This is a genomic window from Pseudomonas sp. GW821-FHT07G10 (assembly GCF_059418545.1).
This window is the reverse complement of the sequence record NZ_JBWKQB010000014.1, coordinates 48571-68450: the sequence shown is the minus strand read 5'-3', so window position 1 is coordinate 68450 and position 19880 is coordinate 48571. Positions and strand designations below refer to the sequence as shown.

At 51.6% G+C, this 19880-nt stretch carries 16 protein-coding genes and 1 pseudogene; 16 read left to right on the top strand and 1 reads right to left on the bottom strand.

Features of this window, described 5'->3' with window-relative positions; genetic code table 11:
• The first annotated feature begins 119 nt into the window (after positions 1 to 119).
• The 16 genes and pseudogenes from AC07O1_RS16800 to AC07O1_RS16725 all read left to right on the top strand — a co-directional run bounded on the left by AC07O1_RS16800 (position 120) and on the right by AC07O1_RS16725 (position 18504).
• Positions 120 to 1454 (top strand): hypothetical protein, encoded by a 1335-nt coding sequence (locus tag AC07O1_RS16800; protein WP_495089418.1) that lies wholly within the window; start codon positions 120 to 122, stop codon positions 1452 to 1454.
• 264 nt (positions 1455 to 1718) lie between these two features.
• Positions 1719 to 3050, top strand: a complete 1332-nt coding sequence (locus AC07O1_RS16795) for a hypothetical protein (RefSeq protein WP_495011792.1) — start codon at positions 1719 to 1721, stop codon at positions 3048 to 3050.
• Positions 3051 to 3077: 27 nt separating this feature from the next.
• Positions 3078 to 3560: pseudogene (locus AC07O1_RS16790) on the top strand (transposase); the annotation flags it as partial.
• Between the two features lie 258 nt (positions 3561 to 3818).
• The gene (locus AC07O1_RS16785; RefSeq protein WP_495011791.1) at positions 3819 to 4943 is read left to right on the top strand and encodes a glycosyltransferase family 4 protein; all 1125 of its coding nucleotides are present in this window, start codon (positions 3819 to 3821) and stop codon (positions 4941 to 4943) included.
• Positions 4944 to 6362: a mannose-1-phosphate guanylyltransferase/mannose-6-phosphate isomerase gene (locus AC07O1_RS16780; RefSeq protein WP_495089417.1), complete on the top strand. Its 1419-nt coding sequence runs from the start codon at positions 4944 to 4946 to the stop codon at positions 6360 to 6362.
• An 892-nt stretch (positions 6363 to 7254) separates the two neighbouring features.
• Positions 7255 to 8367, top strand: coding sequence for a polysaccharide biosynthesis/export family protein (locus tag AC07O1_RS16775; protein ID WP_495089480.1), 1113 nt, complete (start codon positions 7255 to 7257; stop codon positions 8365 to 8367).
• Positions 8368 to 8380: 13 nt separating this feature from the next.
• Positions 8381 to 9040: a YjbF family lipoprotein gene (locus tag AC07O1_RS16770; protein ID WP_495011789.1), complete on the top strand. Its 660-nt coding sequence runs from the start codon at positions 8381 to 8383 to the stop codon at positions 9038 to 9040.
• Positions 9037 to 9804, top strand: coding sequence for a capsule biosynthesis GfcC family protein (locus tag AC07O1_RS16765; RefSeq protein WP_495024803.1), 768 nt, complete (start codon positions 9037 to 9039; stop codon positions 9802 to 9804). Before AC07O1_RS16770 ends, AC07O1_RS16765 begins: the two co-directional genes overlap by 4 nt.
• Entirely contained in the window at positions 9801 to 11879 is a 2079-nt protein-coding gene (locus AC07O1_RS16760; protein ID WP_495089416.1) for a YjbH domain-containing protein, read from the top strand. The genes AC07O1_RS16765 and AC07O1_RS16760 overlap by 4 nt, the downstream gene beginning before the upstream one ends.
• Positions 11876 to 12235: a VanZ family protein gene (locus tag AC07O1_RS16755; protein ID WP_495089415.1), complete on the top strand. Its 360-nt coding sequence runs from the start codon at positions 11876 to 11878 to the stop codon at positions 12233 to 12235. The genes AC07O1_RS16760 and AC07O1_RS16755 overlap by 4 nt, the downstream gene beginning before the upstream one ends.
• Positions 12236 to 13069: 834 nt before the next feature.
• Positions 13070 to 13777 (top strand): winged helix-turn-helix domain-containing protein, encoded by a 708-nt coding sequence (locus AC07O1_RS16750; protein ID WP_495089414.1) that lies wholly within the window; start codon positions 13070 to 13072, stop codon positions 13775 to 13777.
• 61 nt (positions 13778 to 13838) lie between these two features.
• Positions 13839 to 14570 carry an EAL domain-containing protein gene (locus AC07O1_RS16745; RefSeq protein ID WP_495089413.1) on the top strand — a complete coding sequence of 244 codons (732 nt, stop codon included), beginning with the start codon at positions 13839 to 13841 and terminating at the stop codon, positions 14568 to 14570.
• Between the two features lie 15 nt (positions 14571 to 14585).
• Positions 14586 to 15071 carry a winged helix-turn-helix domain-containing protein gene (locus AC07O1_RS16740; protein ID WP_495089412.1) on the top strand — a complete coding sequence of 162 codons (486 nt, stop codon included), beginning with the start codon at positions 14586 to 14588 and terminating at the stop codon, positions 15069 to 15071.
• A 472-nt stretch (positions 15072 to 15543) separates the two neighbouring features.
• The gene (locus tag AC07O1_RS16735) at positions 15544 to 16947 is read left to right on the top strand and encodes an undecaprenyl-phosphate glucose phosphotransferase (protein ID WP_495089411.1); all 1404 of its coding nucleotides are present in this window, start codon (positions 15544 to 15546) and stop codon (positions 16945 to 16947) included.
• 168 nt (positions 16948 to 17115) lie between these two features.
• Positions 17116 to 17949 (top strand): MinD/ParA family protein, encoded by an 834-nt coding sequence (locus tag AC07O1_RS16730; protein WP_495024810.1) that lies wholly within the window; start codon positions 17116 to 17118, stop codon positions 17947 to 17949.
• 198 nt (positions 17950 to 18147) lie between these two features.
• Positions 18148 to 18504 (top strand): hypothetical protein, encoded by a 357-nt coding sequence (locus AC07O1_RS16725; protein ID WP_495089410.1) that lies wholly within the window; start codon positions 18148 to 18150, stop codon positions 18502 to 18504.
• A gap of 65 nt (positions 18505 to 18569) precedes the next feature.
• On the opposite strand, the gene AC07O1_RS16720 is transcribed toward AC07O1_RS16725, so the two are convergent.
• Positions 18570 to 19796, bottom strand: coding sequence for an RtcB family protein (locus AC07O1_RS16720; protein WP_495089409.1), 1227 nt, complete (start codon positions 19794 to 19796; stop codon positions 18570 to 18572).
• Between the last annotated feature and the right edge of the window lie 84 nt (positions 19797 to 19880).

Sequence of the window (19880 nt, the reverse complement as noted above, 5' to 3'; positions counted from 1 at the left end):
AAACTTTTTTGCAGAAAATTATCTAGAAATCTCCTCTTGTACCGCTGCTTGGCACTGTACCTATTCTGCACTCCCAATAATGGGTTCGGACAACTGACAAAAAAGGCTGATCAGGGACAATGAAATTCGCCTTCATCGAAAATCGCTACAAAACAGTATTTTGGATCGCTCTGGCTCATGAACTACGTTCGCTAGGGCACAGTGTCGTTTGGTTGGTGCAAAACCCGGTATTTATGCCTCCCGGGGATGCCATACTCACAATACCCTTTCCTCGCCGTACCGACTTGAGCGATGCTGGACAGACAAATGGCTTAGATCGAGTCAGGCGCGCCGATCGCTATATCAATTACTTTGGCGGCGACGACCGGCACTATCGTTACTACAAGACGGCCATTGATCGATGGCTTGATCATGAGCGACCAGAGGTGGTGATCGGTGAGAGCACTCTATTTCATGAGTTAATCGTCATTGACGCGTGTCGCCGCCGAAATATTCCTTATTTCCACCCCTGTATGCTGGGCTATCCAAGTGGTCGTTACTCAGTCTATACATATGACAGTAAAGTACCGCTTGAGCATAACAATGAATTGCCGAGCGAAGCCGATTGTCTTGCACTTGCTGAGGCCATTCGTAAGCGCGAACGCGTGCCCGACTACATGATTCCACCTTCCGGTCTAGAACCTGAACGGACTCTCCCCTTGCCTCGTTCAACGAAAGATCGCTTGACCATATTGCGTGGATATCTGTCTGGCGAGCGTTTCAATACACCGGCCCCATGGCGAAAATGGTCACTTGACCGGCAGATACAGCAACGATTAAAAACCTGGCAGCGGATTGCTACCGCCAAGGCGAAGGAGAGCAAGGGACAACGTCTTGCACTCTATCCCTTGCAACTGCAGCCGGAAGCGAACATTGACCTCTGGGGGCAAGAGTTTCGTGATCAACCCAAACTCATTGCTCAACTTGCGGACGCTTTGCCCATCGGCTGGCATCTATGGGTAAAAGTCAATCCCAAGGCCAAATACGAACTTAGTGACGAACTGCTCGAAGTACTGCACACCCATCCTAAAGTATCGCCGATCCCCCTTCATGAAACCATGGCAGTTGTATTCGACAAAGTGGATCTCATATGCACCGTCACAGGTACTGTTGCTGTGGAATGTGTATTGTCCGGAAAACCGCTAGTACAAATTGGTCCTAGCATTGTAGAAGAAGGGCCGGGTTGTGCACGGATCGGCAAACCCACAGAAATCACCGAAGTAGTTCGACGAATCGAAATGAATCAATTTACTCTTGCCAATGATGAAGAGCGTGTGCGATTGATCCAGCGACTTTATGCAACGAGCTTCCCGGGCATAATATCGGACCCATTAAACATGCCCGCAGTTATGGCGACAGATAACGTCCGCTCAGTAGCCAACACCCTATTGGAGGTAGCTCAAACATGCGTATAAACTTAAGATACGCAGACTCTATCAATACCGCTGACAACACCGTAAAAGAAAAATAACAAGATAGTGCACTAATACGCTGGAGATGTGGCACCACAGATATACTGAAACAACAATGATTGAGCATAAATTCCACACCAACGATAATCGCCTCATCTCCAGCCCCGTTTTCTTCTCTAAACTTCAACCTCGAGAGGGCTGACTATTGCGTACTTAGAAAGAAACAGCAGACCGCATAAACCCTTAAGTCATCCCAAGCGAAAAAACATGAACGATTTTCCGGCAAAACTCAAAATTCTTCATCCACTAAAGATCTACCTTATAGGTCTATCAATTTATCTGCTTCTTTGGGTTATTGCTCCAATTGATTTTAATTTTCAAGGGGATGGAAAATCAATAATTATCTTTCCGCTATACAACGCATTATTTATTCTTGGCCTAATAGCTGGATACAGAAGAAAAAGCGGGTCTTTCTCTTATATCTCGTTCAACAAAAGCAAAATGCACAGCCTAGTCAACACAATTTTCGCTCTAGGTTTTTTTGGATTATTGGTACGGTGCTTTGAAAGAGTTTTTATTCGATCCGGTGGAGCAATAAGTACAGACTTCATGGCTAATCGGGAGATGATCTCATCCGGCGGATCAGGCAGCGTGGCACTAATTGGGTCGTTATTATCTTCATTTCTTTTTTTCTTACCATTCTTTATTTTTCTGTCCCGCTCAGCGGGACTTCGTCACCGCGCCCACTATCCAATGATATTCATCTCCCTACTCAATCCGTTATTTGACGTCACCTTCCAAGGGACGAGAAGTAGCCTGGTGATGTATCTGAGTATATTTACAATATCAATAATAACAACCGGAACGTTAAATATTAACGTAAAGAAAATAATAGTAGGCCTCGTGCTTTCAGCAGCATTAGTTTGGTTTGGCGGATCAATATTTTGGGAGAGAACAATTCAAATTGGACTTGATCCCATCAAGTCAATGCAAACATCAGGTTACGCTATGTTCGCTCCAGCAAGCGACTCAGTAGTAACCTATTTGACCCATGAAGACACAAACATACTGTCAGGTTTTTTATTTTCAGCCGTTAACTTCTGCCAATACATACTGCATGGGTCGTACGAATTTTTTTATCTAGCAGCACGCACGGATGAGATGACAACGTTCGGACTTCAAACCCTATATATACCTGCCAAAATAATCGTCAGTATTTTTGGAGGAGCGGACATTGAACCAATAATTGCCAAATCCGTACTGAGGCCTGGTGTATATACGACGTTTTTCGGGCCGATACTGTATGATTTCGGGCCAATTGGTGGAGCGTTAGCGAGTTTGTTTTTTGGAGGTCTCACAGGCTTTCTACATCGATTAGTTTATAGAAGGAAAATAATGTGGACACCGCTCTACCTTATCTTTAGTGCCTTCCTTCCATTTGTACTTGTCGTAAATTTATTTACCTCAGGTGGCGGGCAATACGCAATAATTTCAGCTCTACCACTGGCATTTTTGATAAAAACAAAACTCCGAAATAAAAGCCCCAAGCAAACGCTGAAAAAGACTCCCCTCACGAATCGAACGGTTGAACTCCGATGAAACAGATGTCCCGCCGATGCCAAGTAAGCTGACAAACGTAAGCAAACCCACCGTGAGCGTTTCCTGATCGAGATGGATCAGATCGTGCCATGGAAGGGCTTGATTGAATTGATCGAGCCGCATTATTCAAGGGGTGAAGGCGGTGGTCCGGCGTATCCGTTGTTTATGGCCATGTTGCGGGTGCATTTGATGCAGAACTGGTTTGGTTACAGCGTCCTGAGCATCAGCATCGAAGGTTGATCTGGTCGATTGCCGCACTACCCCGCACGTATGAAAAGACGCTAAAAAGAGCTTGATCGGCCATCTGCGATGCAAGATCGAATATGCGAAATCGCAAGTACAGGCCAAGGTGAACATCCGCCTCGAGTGATCAAGCGTCAGTTTGGCTATAGGAAATTATGCTTTCGTGGTTTGTCGAAAAACATCGCTCGGCAGGCGACGCTATTCGTATTGTCGAATCTATGGATAGCGCAAAAACGATTATTGAATACAGGAGAGGTACACCTGTAATGCGGACTAATCGATCTGAAGCAGCGAGATTAAAGAAAAGCAACCTGGATTAAAGGCAGGAAAGGTCTGATTTTCGAGCAAGTCAGCATTTTTAAACCTCAAACAAAGAGGGCATCAAAAATCGGTGGGCACCTCAGACCCTCCTTAGGCAACCACAACCAATTTAATAAAAATTCGAACCCAATCTAAATCCTTCCGGATCACCTGAAAAAACCACGCGTTCAAACAATCCAGAGTCACTCCGCAGAAAGGCAAAATATGAAAGTCGCAATTATCCATGACTGGTTAGTTACCTTTGCAGGTGCAGAGCGAGTGCTCGCCGAGATCATAAATATCTGGCCTCAAGCTGATTTAGTATCGGTCATCGACTTTCTCTCCCCCCAGGACCGATTAAAAATAAACGGCAAGTTCGCTAAAACAACGCTAATTCAAAAACTACCAAAAGCAAAAACAAAATATCAGTCTTACTTGCCGATGATGCCGTTCGCCATAGAGCAGCTAGACGTTTCCGATTACGATTTAATAATTAGCAGCAGCCATGCTGTTGCCAAGGGTGTCATTACCGGCCCCGACCAACTACATATTTGTTATTGCCACTCACCCATTCGCTACGCGTGGGATATGCAAAATCAATATTTGAGTGAAGCAGGCCTTGATAAGGGGATTAAAGGCTGGATAGCGCGCGCGTTACTTTTTAAAATCAGGAACTGGGATCACCGGACCTCGAACGGTGTAGATTATTTTGTCTCAAATAGCGATTACATTGGCCGTCGCATTCGGAAAGTCTACAGCCGCGATTCAAAAACCATATACCCGAATGTCGCAATTAGCGAGTTCCCTCTAAAGAAAGACAAGGAGGACTTCTACCTAACGGCCTCTCGAATGGTTCCTTATAAGAAAATGGACCTGATTGTTCGAGCGTTCGCAGGTATGCCTGACCTGAAACTGATCGTAATCGGTGAAGGCCCTCAATACGACAAAGTTAAACTGGCTGCGACCAGCAATGTAACCATACTGGGTTATCAGGCATTTGATGTGCTGCGTGATTATATGCAACGGGCCAAAGCCTTTGTCTTCGCTGCAGAAGAGGACTTTGGAATTATACCGGTTGAAGCACAAGCCTGCGGCACGCCTGTAATTGCATTCGGCAAAGGAGGCGCCCTTGAAACCGTTATCGATGGCAAAACTGGCCTTTTTTTCAGCGAACAAAGCGAACAATCAATACAGGAGGCAGTCAGGAGATTTGAAACCGAATTCGAATTCAACCCTGAAGCCATCCGTCATCACGCCGAGCGTTTTTCCACCGAACGCTTCAAGACAGAGTTCAAAGCATTTGTTGATGACAAGTGCGCCGATTTTTTTGAGTTCAGGAAGAACAGCTAAATGAACGCCCAAATCACCCCCGTCATCATTGCCGGTGGCAATGGCTCCCGCCTGTGGCCACTGTCGCGCCAACTTAACCCGAAACAGTTTTTGCCGCTGGCCGATACCGATTTTTCCATGCTGCAGGCCACAATAAAACGTCTTGAGGGACTCGATGCCGCGGCACCACAGCTTATCTGCAACGAGCAGCACCGTTTCCTCGCCGCCGAACAAATGCGCCTGTTGGGTATCGAACAGACCAATATCCTGCTCGAACCAGTCGGCCGTAATACCGCACCGGCCATCGCCTTGGCGGCATTGCAGGTCTACAGCGAAACTGAAGACCCGATACTGTTAGTGCTGGCGGCAGATCACCTGATACAGGATGTTCAAGCGTTCCAGGCCAGTATCCGGACGGCCTTGCCGCTGGCGGAGGCCGGCAAGCTAGTGACTTTCGGGATTGTCCCCACTCATCCGGAAACCGGCTACGGCTATATCGAGAAAGGAGACAGCGTTGATGCCGGTGGTTTCGTGGTGAACCGTTTTTTTGAAAAACCTGACCTGCTTACCGCACAAGAATATCTGGCTAGCGGCAGCTATTTTTGGAATAGCGGGATGTTCATGTTTCGCGCCAGCCGCTATCTGGAAGAGTTGCAGCTTTACCGACCGGACATTCTGGCAGCTTGTAGGGAGGCTTTAGCCGGTGGTTCGCAGGATATGCACTTCACACGTGTCGACCAGACAGCCTTTGCCGCCTGCCCGGAGGACTCCGTCGACTATGCGGTGATGGAAAAGACCGCCGATGCGGTCATGGTGCCGCTGGATGCAGGCTGGAGCGATATCGGTTCCTGGTCGGCACTCTGGGAGGTCAGTGAGAAGGACAAACAGGGCAATGTCTTCAAGGGCGATGTGCTCGACCAGCATTCGCGCAACACGTATGTGCATGCGGATAGCCGTCTGGTAGCAACAGTCGGCGTGGATGACCTGGTGATAGTGGAAACCAAGGATGCCGTACTGGTCGCCCACAAGAACCATGTGCAGGACGTAAAGAAGATCGTCGAACAATTGAAGTCGGTTTCACGCAATGAGCACATCAACCATCGCGAGGTATATCGCCCATGGGGGGTATATGACTCCATCGACAATGGTCACCGATACCAGGTCAAACGCATCACCGTAAAGCCAGGCGCCAAGCTATCGGTACAGATGCATCATCATCGTGCCGAACACTGGATCGTTGTCAGCGGTACCGCCAAAGTAACCAATGGCGACAAGACCTATCTGATCACGGAAAACCAGTCCACCTACATTCCCATTGGCCAGATCCACGCCTTGGAAAATCCGGGAGTCATTCCCCTGGAACTGATTGAGGTCCAGTCCGGCTCTTACCTGGGTGAAGACGATATAGTGCGCTTTGAAGACAAGTATGGCAGGGCGTGAAAGCGTTTCTGCATTGGCGATTTCCATAGAGTAGAAATCCTGTGAAAATCCGAATGCCCCTGATACAGCTCTACTCAAGCAGCTCTAGCTTGCAATTCATACACGTCCTACCCCTAAAAACCCTCAGTGATTATTCTTTCGTAAGCGATCCATAAACCACACATGGCAAAAAAGCGATGTGTGTATTTAGCGCGCTTTCCACGGCAGCAAGGCTCCCTAGTCTTCTGCTGTTGGCTTTGGCGGTTTCTACCAGACTATAAAGTTCTGCACCACATACCCATTAACGAGAGGCAGACCAGCGAACATGTTAGAAAACGTCAGACATGTCAGGCGTCCTACACAGGTATTCTAGGGGCAATAAACGCAAAATGAATGCCACTGAAGATAGACCCGGAACAGCGCTCTATTGGGCCCGAATCCATGACTATGCTTCAAGCTACCGGACGCTCAAAGCTCGTTGCCTTGCACTCACATTTCTGAGTATCACCGCAAATACAGACGATGCATCAAAAGGAATCTTCCATGACCAAACTACTCGCTTCCGCCCTAATGCTTGCTTTAAGTACCTGCGCCTTGGCTGCTGAGCCTCCCGCGGTATCTCCTTCTACAAGCGCACCGACAAAGCCCTCGACAAGCTCTCCTTTGGCCACCCCGACAGGTGTCCTGGGCGGCGTCACCACATCGACTGCCGTTGGTATTGGCCTCGCTGTTGTAGCCGGGGTCTCTGCGCTGTCATCGAGTGGCGGTAGCGGAAACAATGGCGGCGCCACCGGCACTACCGGAACCACCGGTACTACCCGCTAAGCGCGTCCCAAGGTCGATAGTCTTCGACCACCCGGAGCAATCCGGGTGGTTGAGTTTTGATGTGTTCCCTCCACAAGTGTCCCCCATCATGATTCGTAGTTTGTCGCTCGCTGTGCTTGCAGGCGTTGCCCTGCAAGGCTGTATGTTCGCACCCGGTCAACACCTGGACACTAGTAGAATAGTGAACGATGGCTCACCGGAAAGCAGTCGGGTCGAGTTGATTCCGATAACGCCCAAACTGATTGCTCAGAACATGGCGACAAAAAGGGACGTTTCGGTGCCGGCCGAGTTGTTGGCGTTCCATCCGGGGGCTTATCGGATCGGCGCCAACGATGTGCTGTACATCACTGTGTGGGATCATCCGGAGTTGACTGCGCCGTCGGGGCCACAACAACAAATTGATGCCAACGGCCGTCTTGTACGTCCGGACGGCACTATGTTTTATCCTTATGTTGGCAATGTTCAGGCAGCGGGTAAAACCATCGAAGAGCTGCGCGCTTTTATTGCTGATCGCCTGAAACAATACATCGACAGCCCCCAGGTTGACTTGAGCGTTTTACGGTTTGCCAGTCAAAAAGTAGTTATTTCCGGTGCTGTTTTAAACGCCACTCAACAGCCCATTACTACTTCGCCGGCCAGTGTCGTCGAGGCTATCAGCGCCGCCAATGTCGACCCATTGAATGCCGACCTTTCCGGTCTGACGCTGACCCGCGACGGGCGTCAATATCGGCTGGATCTGGACGCACTTAACAGCAAAGGCTCGCAGTTGCAAAACGTCTATTTGAAAGACGGCGACCAGTTGTACCTTCCCTACAATGACCGTAAAAAGATCTACGTGATGGGTGAGGTCAACCAGCCACGGGCGCTCACGTTCAAAATCAATCGGATGAATCTGGCGGATGCGGTCGGATCAGTCGGTGGACTGAACCAGACCACCTCTAATGGCAATGCGCTTTATGTCATTCGGGGTGCCGAAAACCTTGAAACCGAGCCGGCAAAAGTCTTTCAGCTGGACGCCGAATCGCCTACCGCTTTTGCCCTCGCCAGTCGCTTCGATCTGCAACCCCAGGATATTGTCTACGTCGGCCCTGCCGGGGTGACCCGCTGGAACCGCTTGATCAGCCAGTTGGTACCCTCCGCGACCATCCTGGGTACCGGAGCAGCGGCTCAAAACGACATCAGTGCAGCTAGCAGCCGATAAGGTTTGATAAGCGTTGAAAACTTTGCGTAACAGCTCATGCCTGGCGATGGGTTTACTACTGTGTGGCTGCAATCCGCTGATGCAGGCGTCGCTGGATACATTCAAAGACTCCGCACTGGGCGTCCAGCCGCTGGCAGTAACTGCGGCGCAAGTGGAGGCTGTGCCCTATGCACAGATCAAGGTCACCACGAACGCTAGCGAAGGGGTGATGGCAAAGCTTCGCCAGCAGGACGACCTGGAGTTCTGGGTCGCCTCCGGCAAGCAGGTGTTGTTGATGCGCGACGGCCTGGCTGTGCGCAGCGTCGGCCTGGATATCAATCTCGATGGCACACGCTTCGACGGCGAGTCGCCGTTCAAGCTTGGCTTGCAACGCTTGCCCGACGGTTACAGCAGTACTCGCTGGATAGATCTCTATCAGGGTCAGCGAGTCGGACTGGCGGTCAACAGTCGCTTCAGTCGACAGGCCATCGAAACCGTCACCATCCTGGACAAGGATTATGCGTTGCAGCGCATAGACGAACGCATCGACATACCTGAGCTCGGATTTCACGCCACCAACCGTTTCTGGGTCAGGCCTGGCGATGGCTTGATCCTGCAGAGCGAACAACATCTCACGCCGGAGCTTTTCTTGAAGATTGTGCAATTGCGCCCTGACCGGGAGACGGCCCGGTGAGATATTCGAAAACGCTGTCGGCTTGCCTGTTGCTGGCCAGTTCTGCGATGACTCAGGCCGCGGTCACGGTGACGGGTGATGTACTAAACGCCGGATCCTTCACGCTGGTGCCAGGCGCACGCCTGCTCGATGCCGTCAGCCAGGCCCGCCCGAACGCCGAAAGTTACTGGCTGGCCGCCGCCTGGCTGCACCAGCCACTGTTGGAGCAGCAAAGCCGCCTTAAAGCCGGCGTGCTGTTCGATTTGAAAATGGTCCAGCGCGGCGCCTTGCTGGAAGAAAAAAGCAGCCTGGCAGCCCTGGCTGCGCGCCTGTATGAAGATGTCAGCCGACTGCCCGTCACCGGCCGCAAAGTCGCGGTGCTCGACCCCGTGGCGCTGGAGGTCGCGTTCGCCCGCAATTACTCGCTCAATGACGGCGACCAGCTGATTTACCCCCTGCGCCCGACTACAGTCACTGTCCTGGGCGCGGTGGAAAAACCCTGCAAGCTGCCTTATCGCGCCCTGCAGCAAGCCCATGAATATCTCAAAAGCTGTCTGCCACTCGCCGATGCAGAGGCCGATTACCTGTGGCTGGTTCATCCCGATGGCCAGGTCAAGCGAGTCGGTATCGCCGCCTGGAACCGCGAGGATGGGGTGATTGCCGCCGCGGGCAGCACGATTCTGGTGCCTGTGCGAAACGATAGTCCCGATCTGCCCACGCCCGATTTGAATGAACAGCTGGCCGAGTTTCTCGCCACCCAACCGCTGGTCGAGGTGGCCCCTTGAAGTTATGTTTTGCAGCCGTAGTGTTGTTGCCCTGCAGTTTGGCTCATGGCGAGCCGCGTTTTACCCAGAATGATTTCGGTGGCGTGGGTTTGTTGCAAACGCCTACCGCCCGGATGGCGCCAGCCGGCGAATTCAGCCTGAACGCCAACCGTACGGCCCCTTATTCTCGCTATAGCATTTCATTACAGCCCCTCGATTGGCTGGAAGGTAGTTTCCGTTATACCGCCATCAGTAACCGTAAGTACGGGTCAGAGTCACTCAGCGGCAACCAGAGCTATAAAGACAAAGCGGTCGATGCCAAGGCCCGCCTCTGGCAAGAAAGCCATTGGCTGCCCGAGGTCGCGCTCGGCTTTCGCGATATCGGTGGCACCGGCCTGTTTTCCAGCGAATACTTTGTGGCGAACAAGCGTTACTACAACCTGGATTTCAGCCTGGGCATTGCCTGGGGTTACATCGGTAACCGGGGGGATTTCGACAACCCTTTGGGGCACGTCAGTAAGCGCTTTGATACACGCCCAGTCAGCGAGACTGCGGGCGACATCAATACCAACGCGTATTTTCGCGGCTCGCCCTCGTTGTTTGGCGGTGTAGCCTATCAAACACCCTGGGCCCCCTTGAGCTTGAAACTCGAGTTCGACGGTAACGACTACAAGCACGAACCGAAAAGCAATAATCAAGTGCAGGACTCCCCCATTAACATTGGGGCGGTCTACAAGCTCAGTGACTCTGTCGATTTGACCGCGGGTTGGGAGCGCGGCAATACCGCGTTGTTCGGTATCACGGTTCATACCAACTTCGCCAGCCGCAAGGCGCCGGTCAAGCGCTACGACCCCGCTGTCGAAGCCCTTCCGGCACACGCGCCGACTACGCCGCTCAATCAGGTCGACTGGGCCGAGGTTTCCAAACGACTGGAAAACAACGCAGGTTATAAGGTCGAACGCATCACTCAGCGCGATTCCGAGCTGATGGTGTATGGCGAGCAATCGCGCTATTTCTACTCGGCCAAAGGCGTGGGCCGGGCCAGCCGGATCCTGGACAACAGCGCGAATGACGAAATCGACTGGTTCACCCTGGTGAACAAGCGTTACGACATGCCCGTGGAAGAAACCAGTGTGCCGCGCGAAACCTTCCGGGCCGTGGTGAACAATCAACAAGACCTTACAGACCTGCACCGCACCACAGAAGTGAACCGGGCCACCCCACACATTGAAAACACTCTGTACACCCAGGCACCAGAACGGTTTACCTATGGTTTCGGCTTGGGTTACAAGCAAAACGTTGGTGGTCCTGATGGCATGTTGTACCAGCTGACCGCCGATGTGGACGCAGAATACCGCTTTACCCGCAACACGTGGACAAGCGGCGTCGTAAGCGCCAATCTCATAAACAACTTCGATAACTTCAAGTACGACGCACCGAGCAAGCTGCCCCGAGTGCGAACCGATTTGCGCAAGTACGTCACGACTTCTGATGTAACGATGCCGACATTTCAGCTCAACCACGCCAGGCAACTGGATCAAGACCTGTATGGCATGGTGTATGCCGGTTATCTGGAGTCAATGTTCGCCGGGGTCGGCGGTGAATTGCTGTACCGCCCCATGGGCGAGCGCTGGGCCCTGGGTGCTGATTTGAACTATGTACGCCAGCGTGCGTTTGACCAGGGCTTTGGCCTGCGCGGATACAGGACCGTGACCGGTCACGTCACTGCTTATACAGAGCTGCCGTTCGATTTGCAGGCGGCGGTCAGTGTCGGGCGTTACCTGGCGCGCGATTGGGGCACCACGATCGATCTGTCCCATGAGTTCAGTAACGGCGTGAAGTTCGGTGGCTGGGTCACTCGCACCACCGCGTCAGCAGCAGAATTCGGTGAGGGTAGCTTCGACAAAGGTATCTATATCTCGGTCCCCTTCGACGAGTTGATGAGCGTTTCCACGATGCGTCGCGCCAATTTGGTCTGGGCACCACTGACCCGCGATGGTGGCGCGCGCCTCAACCGCCAGTATTCGCTGCACACCATGACCGATGGCCGCAACGGCGATGCCTTCTATAAAAACTTTGAGAAGATCACCGAGTGAGCCTGTCGATTGCGCGCGCCACACAACTGCCCTTCTGGGTACGGGGGCTGTTTTTCGTCGGCATTAGTGTGGTCTTGCTGACAGCCGGCTTGCGCGCGCAACCGATCCCCGAAGCCTTTTCCCAGCAGGACAAGCTGCACCATTTGGTTGGCTTTTTCGCTCTGGCCTTCAGTTGCCGGCTGGCCTTTTTACAGGTCAAGCTGCGCTGGATCGCACTGGGTTGCCTACTCACGGGGATCCTGATCGAATATGCACAAGAACTGATGCCATTACGCACGGCATCAGCTTACGACGCCCTGGCGAATGGCGTTGGCGTGTTGCTCGGTTTGCTGATTGCGTGGCGCTGGACGCGCTAGTAGCAGCGAGATGCACGCATTGCCCTTGTCTTGCTCAGCCTGCCTTGCATTTTCAGCATCGACACCCGCCTGGTCCTGAGATGGGTTTCAGCACGACAGTGAAAACAGCTCTGGATCAATCGTCCTACAATCGAGACTCATCCAGGCTTACCTTGCAACTTTCTATCTAACAGTCCGATAGCATTGTCGTTCCGTCATGTCAGGCGAATACAATTGTGTGGTTAAATTGATACGTTAACCAGACGCACCGATGATCTCCAAGATAAGCATCATGCAGGATCGATCAGTTTTCATGCTGACCTGGCATAACGAGCGCGCGCTTCTGAAACCTGATATCGATTGGAAAATGCGCCTGGCAACAATGATGGCTATATGGCATTGTTTAAAATAGTAGGCTGGGTATTCCGTCAATAAAATCGACAGTATCCTGACGCTGTAAAACAGTCAGTAATCACTGGGGCACGCTGTGGGTTTCCCGGTCATGCCTGAGCATGGGAGCCATACCACCGCGGTTACTTTGACGGGAAAATTGCCTGTCGTTTCAGAGGCTTAAGACGAGCCACCGCTGCATGGCCGCTGCACCTTGGCGATTGATACCCAGGCCCTTAGCTGAAAGTCGAACTGTTAAATAAGCAAAAATATCTGTAGGGTATGTGCCTGAAAAATTTCGGCTAGCGCCTTAAAACCGCTATTTTCAAGACCTTGAGGAGCATTGAGTTACACCGCCTGGCAAAGGGTTTGACAGGCAAAAATGTTATAAATTGTCAGATGCACCATTAAGCTTGTGTGGCAATATTATTGTGCCGCTACCGCTAAGTACTTGAGTTAGATCACATGATTGATGCAGGACGCACATTCAAAGAGCAAAGGACAGCCATTTTAGCCTTTGGTCGCACCGCAGCTTTGGCAGAGAACTTAAAGCTGCTTATTGTATCGGACACTTTACACGTTGACGCATTAAGCTACTGCACCCCCCTGGAGCAGGCCCCCAACATAAGTTCCGCCAATGCAATAATCATTGAAATCGACGCCCCGTCCGTTTTTAATGAAGGCATTGAACTTGTTAAAAAAATTCGGCTCAAAAATTTTTTGGCACGAATTTTTATAGTGTTCACACACACCAAGTCGCTCACTAAAGTCAAGTGCTATCTCGCCGGCGCCGATCACTGCATTAAATTGCCTGTCGACCCTCATGAAAAAACAAACTTTTTCCCGGAACTGTTTCAGAACCCCGAGTGGAAGTCTGAAATAAAACTGGTTTTGGACCAGGCACGCCTCTGCCTATGCGGGCATGCAAAAAAACTGGAAGTCTCTTATTCAGAAATGAAAATTCTGGACGCATTGATCAATGCGCAAGAACATATTTTGAGTCATGACGATATCGCAAAAGCTCTAGACTGGAATGTAAGATTTTACGACCCGCGCGCGCTGGAAAAAACAATCAGCAGACTGCGTGGCAAGATAAAAAAGGTCTATGACATTAATGCCATTCACAACGTGCGTGGCTATGGCTATCGATTGTGCCGGGGCGTTATATCGTAAAAATATAACCTACCCATGACTAAATAACAGACAAATGGACGTTAACGAGAAATTCGCCACTATGGACAGTTCCAACACAGAGTTATTTCGACAATCAATATTCAAGCGTGACGACACGTTGTTCGGCTGTGGGATACAGGTACACGGCGCAGGTGAAAATTTCGACGCCCTAAAGGTGTGTCGAACACTTTCAGCTGCCCTACTGGATGTCACTCGCAGCGAAAAACTCACTCAGACTCACTTGACAGCAACTTCATCAATGGTGCAGCCCGCTCCTTTGATACCTGATACCTTTGGCAGAATTTTTATTACCATAGGGTCACGCAACTTATTAGATACCGTACTGATAGAGTATATTACCCGCGTCAGTGACGCACTGAAAATACATGACAAAATATTAACAATCAGTATTGCTGAATTCTCATTCCCCCTCAGCACGACTGAAGAGAAGAGAACCCTCATCAGCCACATCTACCTGCTAAAAGATAGCGGCATAGACATCGCCTTTTCGAGCTACAACCTACTCGAAGGCAGCACCAAAACCCAGAGCACCCCCAACATATTCAACTACCTGATAGTTGATCTGCAAAAAAACGAGCTGAGTGAAAAGCTCAACGCCACACCAGAACTACTCAACAGACTCTACGATCAAATGAACATCATGACTCATACAAAGAAAGTCAGATTCATTGCCGAGCGAATAGAGCTTGAACACCATCAGGTACTGGCAAGAAGCCTGCCGTTTGATTTCTTTCAGGGAGACTACTACTCCCCCCAAGACATTCGCAAATAAAGGATTGAATTTGCCATGACTAGAATGATGCTTGATAACATCCCGGTAAATAAACAACTTTTAATTTTTACCCGTGACTTCCTGGTGAGAAAAAAACTTAAGTCACCGGGACCAGGGCACACGCCGCCCTCCTCCGAGCTCAGCCCCGCCGAGAGCGTACTGGCCGAGGAGGGAGATTTCCTTAAAAAGCTGTACAAAAATCCCGAGACATGGTCGTTCAATGCCGAGGAGCGGACACTGTCCAATATGGCGAAAAGAATTTCGCTCACTGGCATTGAAACACTCTTACTCAAACAACTGCTATTCAATGAGCAGCGAGTATCCAGCAAGACAGAACTGATCCAGGGCATCAATAGGGATCCCGAGCGTTACCGCGGCCTTGAAATGTGCCTGAGCAGGTTGCAAGAAAAATTCAGCGATACCGCTAATGGGGAGCGCCTGTTCCGCTCTGTGCGAAACCGCGGCTATTGCCTGGTTCAAAAAGTAAAAATTACCTGCTGATCAAACAAGACCGCAGACTCCAACAATAATAAATGCGGTTACCCCTCAAGTAAAACATAAAACCCTGACCTTTTTTATTATCCCTTCTCTACTCGAGCATGCCTTCCATTCCCCCACCACCAAGGTTATTACGCTCGCGCGATTAACCTTTTATCCACTCCAGCAGACTGACTTTTTATAACACTCGGCAGCACTACACATCATTGTCGCCGTTATAAAACGTCAGACGCTGCAGAAAGCAACCCATTAATATCAAAGCATCATACAGACGCTTCTGCGCCTGCTGCTTACTATTAAACATACCAAACCAACAATTCAAGGTTGTCGCTCCGGCCGAACTTGATGATGTGTACAGAACACAAACACCTATCTGCTCCAGGAAGACAACAGAAGTAAGGCATGGACGAGCGTGTGCAGCTCGCTATTTTGAGCCGTCCATAATCAGGCAAAAAAATACCACAGGGTTTGCGCTTTGTTACATACTCGTATAAACCGGAAATCAGTCTATAAAGGGCTTACCTTTTGGGGCCAATGGGCCGTTGCAATGGGTTTCGTCATTGCACTACTGTTCGCGCTCGCCTATTACCAAACAGGAGAAGTCGGCTCTCATTACCGCGTGCTTTCCGTCCTGTTTCTTCTGGGGTCGGTTCCCTCCTACTCACTGATGCAGGTCTATCATAAACAGCATGGTTACCTGAGCGGCCTGGCACGGCTTCTTATCGGCTGGTTGATCACCTTGGCCGGTTTGACAAGTATCGGCTTCCTCAGCAAAACCGGTGAGTTGTTCTCCCGTGAAATCATAATAACCTGGGCATTGCTGGGGTATGGGTTACAGGCCCTGCTTTATATTCCAATGCACAGCTTTTCAAAGTTCTATCATCGCCAGCTGAACCGTCAGCACAACACGTTGATCATAGGCACCAATGGACTGGCACTGAAACTGGCAGACTCACTGTCCCGACTGGAATCTGTGCCGTTGGTCGGCCTTGTCAGTGCCACACCTGACGAACCGACCAACGAACTTATTGGCGCCAGCTCATCCAGAATCGTGGGTCAGTTAGATGAATTGCGTACACTGATTACCGCTCATGATATTCGGCGCCTGTACATCGCCCTTTCATTAAGTGAAGCACAACACATCGAAGCGTTGTATATCGACCTTCTTGATATGAATGTCGATGTCGTCTGGGTTCCTGACCTGAACAGCATGACACTTCTTAATCACTCGGTGAGTGAGGTGGATGGCTTACCCGCCATACATCTGAATGAAAGTCCACTGACCAGCTACCCCACCGCGGCGTTTAGCAAGGCGTTACTGGATCGTGGCCTGGCGCTCATGGCCCTTATCGGCTTCAGCCCACTGCTGTTGCTCATTGCCGTCGCGGTCAAACTGTCGTCCCCGGGCCCCATTATTTTCAAGCAGGCGCGTCATGGCTGGAACGGCAAGATCATCAACGTCTGGAAATTCCGTTCCATGCGTGTACATGATGACCGGCATGTACAGCAGGCTAGCCGTCAAGATTCGCGGATTACCGCTGTGGGGCGTTTCATACGCCGTACTTCCATCGATGAATTGCCACAGTTTTTCAATGTGCTGCAAGGCCATATGGCACTCGTAGGGCCGCGCCCTCATGCCGTTGCCCATAACGACTACTACACCGGAAAAATCAGCGCCTACATGGCTCGCCACCGGATTAAACCGGGGATCACCGGACTTGCCCAGATCAGCGGCTGCCGGGGCGAAACCGAAACCATCGACAAGATGCAAAAGCGCGTCGAAATGGACCTTGCCTACATTAATAACTGGTCACTGTGGCTTGATATAAAAATCTTGATCAAGACCCCGTTCACGCTCCTGTCAAAGGATGTCTATTAATACGCTTGATCATTCTTGTCGAACCGCCGGGCAGTTGCTGATCGCTTATAAAAACCCGCTTGATTGTTCTAACGCTTACTGCATGGGCAAACACTCTACAGCGCTATAGCGGAACGTCGGGGCTTAATCCAGTTAAACAGCTGTCAAATCAAATAGAGTGAGAATGACATGGACAGCATGCATCCCGTACAGGTTATCGCGGTAACCAGTGGCAAAGGTGGTGTAGGAAAGACGAGTGTGGCCGTCAACTTGTCGCTGGCTCTGGCTAAACTTGGCCGACGCGTCATATTGCTGGATGGCGATCTAGGCCTGGCAAATGTCAACGTCTCACTCGGCCTGCCCCCCAATCAGACTCTCATCGACGTGCTCGAAGGGCGCTGCGAGCTGCGCGACGTGCTACTTCGAGGGCCCGGCGGAATCCGTATCGTCCCGGCCTCCCCCGGCAGTCAGAACATTCTCAATCTGACCAGCGCGCAGTACGCCGGACTGATCCATGCCTTCAGCGATATTGAGGATGATCTGGATGTCCTGGTAATCGACACCGCGGCTGGAATAGGCGATTTAGTCGTCAACTTCGTCCGAGCGGCGCAGGAGGTGCTGGTGGTGGTGTGCGATGAGCCGACCTCGATCGCCAACGCCTATGCACTCATCAGAGTACTTAATCGCGACTACGGCATGAACCGCTTCCGTGTATTGGCCAACATGGTGCGCAACCAGCAGCAAGGTCGCAGTCTGTTCAGCAAGCTCACGAAAATTACCGATAACTTCCTTGACGTCTCCTTACACTATGCCGGCGCTTTGCCTTATGAAGAAAGCATGGTCAAGGCACTGAAGAACCAGCGTGCGTTGTATGAGGCTTTTCCACGCTCCAGGGGCGCCCTTGCATTCAAGACCCTGGCGCAGAAAGTTAACCGCTGGCCGTTGCAGACCGCCCCGCGGGGGCATCTGGAGTTCTTCGTTGAGCGACTGGTGCGTCAGAGTGCTGCAGCCGCTCTGGTGTGACTGTCCGCAACGATCACGAACATTTACGGCACCGGACACCTTCCCCACCGCCTGAAACCGGCGCGAACAGATCAGCAGCAAGCTCGACGCACAATGGGACGAAGTCGCTCACCTTTTGTCGCAAGTCGATTGACTCTGAAAGGGTCTTGGAGCCCAGTAGCACAGCTAATTTCAAGCAAAATCAAAAGAAGAAAACTCATGTCGCGAATAATGGTGATATCTGGCGATTTCCTGGCAGGTGATGCCGAATTTCGTGACGGCATTTTCATTTTAAGATCCTCAGTTAATCCGTCTCGCGAACTGAATATTCCAATTTCAAAACTGAAAATCCTCGAGTGCTCGAGCGAAGAGATCGTCACCGACAAAGGCAGCGCCATCCGTTGGGGCCTTGCCGGTTCTCTGGTTCTTGGTCCTGTCGGGCTGGTCACCGGCCTGCTGCTGTGCGGAAAAGTAAAGCACATCACCTTCTACGTTCAATTCAAGAATGGCCAACGCCTTCTCGCCACAACCGATAGCGAAACGTACGCAAAGATTTCTGCCACCCACCTCAAATAACGCCCAACCCCCCTTTAAAATCAGCTGCTATTCAAACCGGGTTTCATGTTCTTCCTTATCGCTTTCTATCCCTTGACGCACACCACCTGGCGCAGCGTATGGAGCACCTCCACCAAATCGCGCTGGGCGTGCATGACCTGATCGATGTCCTTGTAGGCCATCGGGATTTCGTCGATGACCGCTGCGTCCTTGCGGCACTCGACATGGGCGGTGGCACGGATCTGATCTTCGACGGTGAAGCTTTTTTTCGCCTGGGTACGGCTCATGGTACGGCCGGCGCCATGACTGCAGGAGCAGAACGATTCCTCATTCCCCAGCCCTCGGACGATGAAGCTCTTGGCGCCCATGGAGCCGGGGATGATGCCCAACTCGCCCTTCCTCGCTGACACCGCGCCCTTGCGGGTCACCAGGATGTCTTCGCCGAAATGTCGCTCTTTCTGCACATAGTTGTGATGACAGTTCACCACCTGCAGTGCCGTCTCGAAGGGTTTTCCAAGCACCTGACGCACCGCAAGAATCACCGACTGCATCATCAGTGCACGGTTCTGCCGGGCAAAGTCCTGGGCCCAGCCGACCGCTTCGACGTAGTCCGCGAAGTGTCGACTACCTTCTTCAAAGTAGGCCAGGTCACGGTCCGGCAAGTTGACGATGTGCTGACGCATATCGGCCTTGGCCAGTTCGATGAACAGATTGCCAATGGCATTACCCACGCCACGCGAGCCGCTGTGCAGCATGAACCAGACCCGATTTGCTTCGTCCAGGCAAACTTCGATGAAGTGATTGCCGGTTCCCAGCGTTCCCAGGTGCTTGCGGTTGTTGGTAGTGGCAAGCCTGGGGTATTTGTCGGTAATGGCCTTGAACCGGGCATCCAGTGCCGACCACGCTTTATCGACCGGGCGCGGCACGTTATCCCAGGCGCCCTTGTCCCTCTCGGCACGCCCGCAGGTACGGCCATGGGGCACGGCCTTCTCGATCGCACAGCGCAGGCCATGCAGGTTGTTCGGCAGGTCGGCGGCGGTCAACGAGGTGCAGGCGGCGATCATGCCGCAGCCGATGTCGACCCCGACCGCTGCCGGAATGATCGCGCCCACGGTGGGAATCACGCTGCCGATGGTCGATCCCTTACCCAGGTGAACGTCTGGCATAACCGCCAGGTGCTTGAAGATGAACGGCATCTTTGCGGTGTTCATCAATTGCTGCCTGGCTTCTGCCTCAACGGGAACGCCTTGGGTCCAGAGCTTGATCGGCTTGCCGTGGGCGACTTCCAGTAATTGATAGCTGTGCTGTTGCATGACTCGGTTCTTTCCTGAAGGCGACAACGGCGGGTGAAACATGCACCGCCTTCTACAAGTTTAGCGAGCCGTAGCCAGCGCAGG